11 protein-coding genes are annotated in these 7,827 nt (G+C 34.7%); 9 read left to right on the top strand and 2 right to left on the bottom strand.

All coding sequences use genetic code 11. From position 1 onward, the window contains the following. Nucleotides 1-219 precede the first annotated feature (219 nt). The 9 genes from AB1414_11800 to AB1414_11760 all read left to right on the top strand — a co-directional run bounded on the left by AB1414_11800 (nucleotide 220) and on the right by AB1414_11760 (nucleotide 5,566). A complete protein-coding gene (locus AB1414_11800; GenBank protein MEW6608110.1) occupies nucleotides 220-918 on the top strand; it encodes a helix-hairpin-helix domain-containing protein in 699 nt (232 codons plus the stop codon). A 168-nt stretch (nucleotides 919-1,086) separates the two neighbouring features. Next, on the top strand, nucleotides 1,087-1,149 hold the full coding sequence (locus tag AB1414_11795) for a hypothetical protein (GenBank protein ID MEW6608109.1): 63 nt from the start codon (nucleotides 1,087-1,089) through the stop codon (nucleotides 1,147-1,149). Nucleotides 1,150-1,164: 15 nt separating this feature from the next. Next, the gene (locus tag AB1414_11790) at nucleotides 1,165-1,923 is read left to right on the top strand and encodes a CsgG/HfaB family protein (GenBank protein ID MEW6608108.1); all 759 of its coding nucleotides are present in this window, start codon (nucleotides 1,165-1,167) and stop codon (nucleotides 1,921-1,923) included. Next, the gene (locus AB1414_11785) at nucleotides 1,920-2,129 is read left to right on the top strand and encodes a hypothetical protein (GenBank protein MEW6608107.1); all 210 of its coding nucleotides are present in this window, start codon (nucleotides 1,920-1,922) and stop codon (nucleotides 2,127-2,129) included. The genes AB1414_11790 and AB1414_11785 overlap by 4 nt, the downstream gene beginning before the upstream one ends. Beyond that, on the top strand, nucleotides 2,117-2,377 hold the full coding sequence (locus AB1414_11780) for a type II toxin-antitoxin system RelE/ParE family toxin (GenBank protein MEW6608106.1): 261 nt from the start codon (nucleotides 2,117-2,119) through the stop codon (nucleotides 2,375-2,377). Before AB1414_11785 ends, AB1414_11780 begins: the two co-directional genes overlap by 13 nt. Nucleotides 2,378-2,398: 21 nt before the next feature. Further along, the gene (gene trpD, locus AB1414_11775; protein ID MEW6608105.1) at nucleotides 2,399-3,409 is read left to right on the top strand and encodes an anthranilate phosphoribosyltransferase; all 1,011 of its coding nucleotides are present in this window, start codon (nucleotides 2,399-2,401) and stop codon (nucleotides 3,407-3,409) included. Then, nucleotides 3,406-4,185, top strand: coding sequence for an indole-3-glycerol phosphate synthase TrpC (trpC, locus tag AB1414_11770; GenBank protein ID MEW6608104.1), 780 nt, complete (start codon nucleotides 3,406-3,408; stop codon nucleotides 4,183-4,185). The genes trpD and trpC overlap by 4 nt, the downstream gene beginning before the upstream one ends. A gap of 81 nt (nucleotides 4,186-4,266) precedes the next feature. Further along, the gene (locus AB1414_11765) at nucleotides 4,267-4,722 is read left to right on the top strand and encodes a hypothetical protein (GenBank protein ID MEW6608103.1); all 456 of its coding nucleotides are present in this window, start codon (nucleotides 4,267-4,269) and stop codon (nucleotides 4,720-4,722) included. 1 nt (nucleotide 4,723) lies between these two features. Further along, the gene (locus tag AB1414_11760; protein MEW6608102.1) at nucleotides 4,724-5,566 is read left to right on the top strand and encodes a glycosyltransferase family 2 protein; all 843 of its coding nucleotides are present in this window, start codon (nucleotides 4,724-4,726) and stop codon (nucleotides 5,564-5,566) included. Nucleotides 5,567-5,767: 201 nt separating this feature from the next. Here AB1414_11760 and atpG read toward each other — a convergent pair whose 3' ends face one another. Next, complete coding sequence (gene atpG / locus AB1414_11755) at nucleotides 5,768-6,634, bottom strand: ATP synthase F1 subunit gamma (protein MEW6608101.1); 867 nt, start codon at nucleotides 6,632-6,634, stop codon at nucleotides 5,768-5,770. A gap of 43 nt (nucleotides 6,635-6,677) precedes the next feature. Then, on the bottom strand, nucleotides 6,678-7,409 hold the full coding sequence (locus tag AB1414_11750) for an energy-coupling factor transporter transmembrane protein EcfT (GenBank protein ID MEW6608100.1): 732 nt from the start codon (nucleotides 7,407-7,409) through the stop codon (nucleotides 6,678-6,680). Nucleotides 7,410-7,827: the final 418 nt, after the last annotated feature.

Raw genomic sequence — 7,827 nt, 5'->3', positions numbered from 1 at the left:
AACACAGAGGGAATATATAACCACGAATGAACACGAATAATAAAAAGATTTGTAGTGCGAGGCTTTAGCCTCGCTTCTGGCAAGCAGGAAAGCGAACCTAAAGGTTCGCACTACATTTATCGAATGTTACAGGTTAATTCGTGTTCATTTGTGGCTAATTTCTCTAATTCTCTGTGAACTCTGTGCCTCTGTGGCTGAACGGTTACAGGATTTGGAGTTATGGAGATTTTTAATCGCTCTGAGCAAAAAGTGGTCTTATTTCTTATTGTCTCAGCATTAATTGCCTCCGGGATTTTAATAGTAACGCATATCCAGGGAGAAAACGCACTCTCTAAGATTGAGCTCGTGCATTCTGCCTTTGAGGTTTTTTCAGAAGAAATAATACCAGATAAAGTCAATATAAATACTGCTTCATTAGAAGAGCTAATGACTTTACCCAGGATTGGAAGTGTAACTTCAAATAGGATTGTTGAGTATAGAAAGATGCATGGCAAGTTTAAATCGGTCGAAGAGATAACTAAGGTTAAAGGGGTTGGTAAAAAAGATTTTGAAAAGATTAGGGGATTGATAACCGTAGGTAATGTAGAAAAATTTGCCTCTATCACCGTAACATTAAAGGAAGAAGAGAGAGATTCTTCTTCCTCAAAAAAACATGGAGCTATTGATGTTGGCTTTATAACAGTAGAGGGAAGTAAATCTCTATCAGAGAAGTTGAAAATCAATCTAAATACTGCCTCTATCGAAGAACTTGATAAATTACCCGGCATTGGTTCTGCCATAGCCAACAGAATTATCGAATATCGAAATATACATGGGGACTTCCCATCAATTAAAGATATAACTAAGGTAAAAGGGATTGGGCAAAAGACATTTGAGAAGATAAAAGAGATGATAACAGTAGATAAGGAGAATTTGTAACTCAGATTTTATCCGAAAGCATTCATTATATTAGGGCTTCACGAAATTAAAAATTGGTAACTGGTACCTAATTATTGGTAATTGGTAACCAATTACCAATTACCAATTACCAGTTACCAATTACCAATTACCAGTTACCAATTACCAGTTACCAATTACCAGTTACCAATTACCAGTTACCAATTACCAGTTACCAATTACCAATTACCAGTTACCAATTACCAAATATAAAGAGGTGGAATTACATTGAAGTTATTAACCTTTTTACTTATTGTTTCCTTGCTTAATTTCACAAGTTGTGCAGGCACAAGACCATATCAGGTGAATAACTTTTTTATTGATGACGCTATACATAAGTTAAAAGAAAAACGGGTTGCTGTCTTACCTTTTGAGAATTTGACCAAAATAAAGGAGGCAAACCTTTTAGTTACAGATGAATTCAATCTACAGTTAGGGAAGATTGGACATTTTGATTTAGTAGAAAGGATAAAGGTAGAAGACCTTTTTAAAGAACAGGATTTTTGCAAAGATAGGATTGATGAAGCAACTGCGGTTAAAATTGGCAAGATGCTTGGTGCTCACGCCGTTATCTTAGGAGTAATTACTAAATATACACCTTATGGACAGGATAAACAAGTAGCCCAGGCACAACAACCTTCACCACCAGTTATCATCACAGACCATCGCTGTCATAAAGATAAAGAAGAAGATGATGAAGATAACTGGTTAGATACTATCATTGTTATCGGAGCGGTAGTTAGTGTTGTAGGTCTTCTTTACATCCTTTTTCTTCAACCATCTGCGGAAGTAGGAATTAGTGTTCGAATGATTAATGTAGAAACCGGACAACAACTATGGCAGGCAAGAGATACTTTTAAAGGGAATAGACCATCTTTGAAAACATTAGTTAGGACAAGAGAAGAACGCAAGAGATTACGCAAGGATATTGACTTTTTAACCCAACATCTATGCCAGAAATTAGCAGAAACTTTATTGATAAAATGAAAATCAAGGGAGGTTTAAAAATGGCTCAGCAGATAAAGAAAAAAATTTTCTCTCCAGATATTCAAAAGGCTATTAATTCATGGAAGGCTACTTGTGAAACCATTTGTGACCATCAATTACTTAAGGATATAAAAGAGGGATTAGAGGATATTAAAACTGGAAAAGTCAGTCGGGTTTGGGATGATATTAAAAGATGTTCGAAGTAATCTGGACAAATAAGGCAAAAAAGTATTATGAAAAACTAAACAGAGATTTTCAAGAAAGATTTGAGAAGATGTTGGATATTCTGGAGGTAACGCCTTTTTATTATGGAAAATCTATAAAGAAACTAACAGGAGCATTAGAGGGCTTTTATCGGTTTAGAATAGGGAAATTAAGAGTCTTCTACATCATAGATACAAAGAATAAGAATGTTATTATAACTAATATGGATACAAGAGGAGATATTTACTAAAATCAGAGGAGGTAACTAAAGATGATTAAAGAGGCAATTGCAAAGGTTGTTCAAAATCAAAACCTAACGCAGGAAGAAACCATAACTGTGATGAATGAAATTATGTCAGGCCAGGCATCGGATGCCCAAATTGCCAGTTTTATCACCGCATTACGCATGAAAGGTGAAACAGTAGATGAAATTACCGGTGCGGCTTTGGTGATGCGAGAAAAGGTTACGAGAATAAATGTCGAAGGTGATGTGGTAGATACCTGCGGCACTGGTGGAGATGGATTACATACATTTAATATCTCGACTATCTCTGCCTTTGTCGTTGCCGGAGCAGGAATTAAGGTAGCTAAACACGGTAATAAATCCGTTTCCTCAAAATGTGGTAGTGCAGATTTATTGACAGGTTTTGGAATAAATATTGAGGTATTACCTGAGGTGATAGAAAAATGTATTAAAGAGGTTGGAATTGGCTTTTTATTCGCTCCTAAACTCCATCTGGCAATGAAATATGCCATTGGTCCGCGAAGAGAAGTTGGCATTAGAACTATCTTTAATATCCTGGGACCTCTGACTAATCCTGCTGGTGCTAAAAGACAACTTTTAGGTGTCTATGATGAAAATCTAACTGAAACTTTAGCTAATGTTTTGAAAAATCTTGGTAGTAAGCGAGTATTTGTTGTTCATGGCGAAGAAGGGGTGGATGAAATATCTATTACCGGTCGAACTAAAATAAGTGAATTAAAAGAAGACGGAAACATCTCTACTTATTGGATTACTCCAGAGGAGTTTGGGCTAAAACGAACTTCCATAGACGAAATTAAAGGCGGTGAGACTCAAAAGAATTTAGAAATGGCATTAGCCGTGTTAAAAGGAAAAGATGGGGCAAGAAGGGATGTTGTCTTATTAAATTCTGCCTTTGGTATTATGGCTGGTGGGAAAGCAAATACCGTTGAGGAAGGAATTGAGTTAGCTAAAAAATCCATTGATTCAGGATTGGCATTAGAAAAGTTAGAAAGGTTAAAGGAATTTACTTCACAATGATTTTAAAAGAAATACTTAAAGAGAAAAAAATAGAAATAGAAAAAAGAAAAATAATCAAGCCTATGGCAGAGATGAAAAAAGTGGCTTACGATTTACCTAAAGATACCAGAGATTTTAAACGCGCTATCTCTTATCCGAGGGGCAAGGTAAAATTGATTGCCGAGATTAAAAAGGCATCGCCAACAGAAGGGGTTATTTGCGAAGAATTTGACCCGGTGGCTATTGCCAAAATTTATGAGGAAAGCGGGGCAAAGGCTATCTCTGTGCTGACGGATGAAAACTTCTTTCAAGGCAATTTACAACATCTGAAGGCTGTTAAAGAAGCAACTCATATCCCTATTTTGCGGAAGGATTTCATTATCGATGAATATCAAATCTATGAATCAAAGGTTTGGGGCGCAAATGCCATACTTTTAATTGTCGATTGCCTACCTCTTGAGAAAATTAATAGTTTTTTAAGTATAAGTCAGACTTTAGGATTAGATGTTTTATTAGAGGTTCATAATTATGATGACTGGGATAAGGTTTCACAGGTGAAAAGTGAGATTATTGGAATAAATAATCGTAATTTATATACATTTGTGGTTGACTTGAAAACTACTTTTATGCTAAAATTAATCATACCAAAGGAGAAAACAGTCGTAAGTGAAAGTGGGATAAAGACAAAGGAGGATGTTCAATTACTTCAAGAAAAGGGAATCGATGCGATTTTAGTCGGCACAACATTGATGAAGAGTGAAAATATAAAGGATAAGATTAAAGAATTGCTAAATTAAATCCGCAGAGGATATAGATTATTGATGGAAATAAATTGAAATCTGCGGTAAAATCTTGCGGATTAAAAAGGAGGAACTAAATTGCAAAAAGGAATGGGGATTATTGGAATAATCTTAACTCTTTGTATCATTGGTTTTTTGTGTGTTTATTTTACTTCTAAAACAACACAACAAATGACTCAAGAAACAGGAGTTAAATTTATGGAGCGAACGGTTGGTAAAACCGCTGATGTTTCTACTCAGGCAAATTTAAGGATATTGAGAGATGCAATTATGCGATATTATAATGAACACCGTGTTTATCCGGATAGTCTGGATAGTTTTGGCGACCCACCGTTTATTCCCACTTATCTAAGGAAAATACCATCGGCAAATCTGGGAATGAATGTCCCTTATAATATAAGAACAAGTGATAAAATAACTTATGGAAATAGTGTAACTAACACTGGTGGGTGGTTATACAACCCGGCAATAGGAAAGATTATGGTCAATTATGATGGCTTAGATTCTGATGGAGTGAATTACACTACATATTAAAATGAATAAAGTAAGTATTGTTATCCCGGCTTATAATGAAGAAAAGAGTATTGGTGGTTTAATTGATACACTGCGTGAAAATATGCAGGGCTATGAGTATGAGATAATCGTGGTTGATGATGCCTCGAAAGATAAAACGGCTACGATTACTCAAGACAAAGGAACTTGTTTAATCCAACTTCCTAAAAATAGAGGATATGGTTTTGCGATTAAAACAGGTATTAAAAAGGCTAAATATGAAATCATAGCGATTATAGATGCAGATAGAACTTATCCTGTTTCAGAAATGCCAACACTAATTAATTCTATTGGTGAATACGATATGGTGGTTGGAGCAAGAAAGAAGCAAAAAATCCCACTTATCCGCAGACCAGCTAAGTTTTTGTTAAATATGTTAGCCAATTATCTTACTGAGGCACAAATCCCGGACTTGAATTCAGGTATGCGTGTTTTTAAAAAAGATATTGCCTTGAAATTCTTTAATATATTACCTGATAGATTTTCTTTTACCATTACGATTACTCTGGCAATGCTCACAAATGATTATTTAGTAAAATTTATCCCCATAGATTACCTGCCGCGAGAAGGCAAATCTAAAATAAGACCGATTTACGATACCTATAATTTTATCCTGCTTATCATTCGGACAGTGATGTATTTTAATCCTTTGAAGATATTTATTCCTTTGAGTCTGACACTATTTTTAATCGCAATGGTTGTTTTTTGCTATAGTTATTTTGTGCTTGATAAAGTGATGGATATTAGTGTCATTGTTATTTTAATGTCTTGCGTGCAAGTTCTGGCAATTGGACTTTTAGCAGATTTAGTGGATAAAAGGAGTTGATTTGCGCGGTCTTACATCTTACCTTTTGCGTAACTATTCAGCATACCAGGCAAGTAAGAAGTAAGAAGTAGGAAGTAGGAAAGGGGGAAAATAGTATGAAGTATTTTCCCCTCTTCCTACTTCCTACTTTCCTACTTCCTACTTCCTACTTTCCTACTTCCCTACTCTCCTACAGGGTGAATAGTTACCCTTTTGCCATATTTATCCTTTAAGTGCTTCGGCGGTTCCTGTAATTTCTGCTATTTCCTTCGTAATAGAGGATTGTCTTGCTCGGTTGAAAGAAAGCCATAACTCATTTATCATCTTTTTGGCATTAGTTGTCGCGGATTCCATCGCAACCATTCTTGCTGCATGTTCAGATGCCTGTGATTCTAATAGAATACGATGAAGCTGCACAACGATATGTTTTTCAAGCAGGGTATTTAGTATCTCTTTTTTAGAAGGCTCATAGAGATACTCTGAGACTATTTTGGAAGAAGGAGGTGACAGGGGAATAATAGGCAGTAATTTTTCTCGAACTACTTGTTGTCTAAAAACAGATTTGAATTCATTATAGACACAAGTTATCTCATCTATTTCATTAGAGGTGTATAAATCAATAACTCTTTTTGTTAGTTCTTCTGCAAATTTATAAGTAACCTGGTCAGGTGTAGGAAGTGTAAATGGTATATTGTAATCAAATCGTTTAAAAAAATTAAATCCTTTTCTCCCGATTATCATTAATTTAATATCAATAGATTTATCACGCTCTTCTTCTAAATAATGAAATACATTTTTAATCAGATTGGTATTAAATCCACCACACAACCCTCTTTGAGAAGTGAACATAAGTAATCCTGATGTTTTAACTTGCCGTTTTAAAAGTAGTGGATAATCTTCTTCTCTTTCTACCCTTAATGCCAGACTGCTGAGAATCTCATTTAACCCATAGGCATAAGGTCTGGCAGAAGTAATACTCATCTCTGCTTTCTTCATTTTAGCGGCGGCAACAAGCATCATTGCTCGAGTAATTTGTTGGATATTTTTAATCGATTTTATCCTTCTTTTTATATCACGCATCATCGCCATAGTAATTTCCTCCTTTTTGAGGTAATTAATTACCCCTTACTACTCACCAATTACCAATTACTAAAGTAATCCCAATAACGGATAAGAATAAATAATCTTTTTTCGCCATTTTTAGTTTTTTAGTCCTGTTTTTGATTATTTGGTCTCCACTGCTTTCTAAAACCACTGCTAATTCATCAGCTCGCTGGAATGAATTTTTAAATAATAGAACCATAGCAGGAATGATATATCTTATCTTTTTTAAGATATTTCCTTTTTTAACCTCTATCTCTTCCATCTTAATGGCTGTATTTAATTCTTCAAACAATATCGGAATAAGTCTTAAACTTAAGTGAAGAATTAAAATTATGTCTTGTATCGGTATCTTGATTTTTTTTAAAGGAGTTAATAAATATTCTAATCCATGACATAAATCTACGGAAGAAGTGGTTAGTCCTAAAACTGAAACCCATAAAATTAAAACTACCAATTTTACACTAAATAATGTTCCTGAATATAACCGTTGATTTAAAGAATATTCTTGAGGAGCAATAAGATAGATTAAAAATGTCCATATCAAAAGCCATTTCAAAAATCGCAATTGAACAAAAATATCTTTTAGTTGTAATTGTGTTAAAATAATCATTAATAACAAAATGAAAATTATTATTCCTAAGGTAGTAAAATTATCTGCTAATACAGTAAATAAAAGCGCGGTTACTATCATTATCAGTTTTGCTCTCGGGTCTAATGAATGAATCACAGAATTACCCGGGATATATTGTTCTATTTTCACTTTATGAGCCTCTTTTTGTAAGCGTTCAGGCATCAGCAGTTAGTAATCAGTAAGCAAGAAGTTACTCTTTACTTACTTCTGTTTTCTGATGGTTGAATGCTTACAGAATTATGTAAGTTTTCAGTAATCAGGAATCAGCATTCAGTTAACACCAGGAGAATCACGGCAGTAATGAATATTACTACTCTATTTGTTTCCTTATTTTGATGTCCCGTAAGCGTTCAGGTGTCCATAAGGAGAAAAGGGGAAATGGGGAGAAAGGAGAGGGGTAGGGGAATTAGGTAGCAGAAAGTTTCATCAGTTGTCAATGACATTCTAAATAATATGATTTTCTTACTAAAATAAGAATATTTTTTCCCCTTTTCCCTGATTTCTCCATTTCCCCTTCGTTACACCCTGAACGGTTACGATGTCCCTA

The organism is bacterium, from assembly GCA_040755795.1.
Lineage (GTDB): Bacteria > UBA9089 > CG2-30-40-21 > CG2-30-40-21 > SBAY01 > JBFLXS01.
This window is presented reverse-complemented; position numbering and strand designations above follow the sequence as displayed.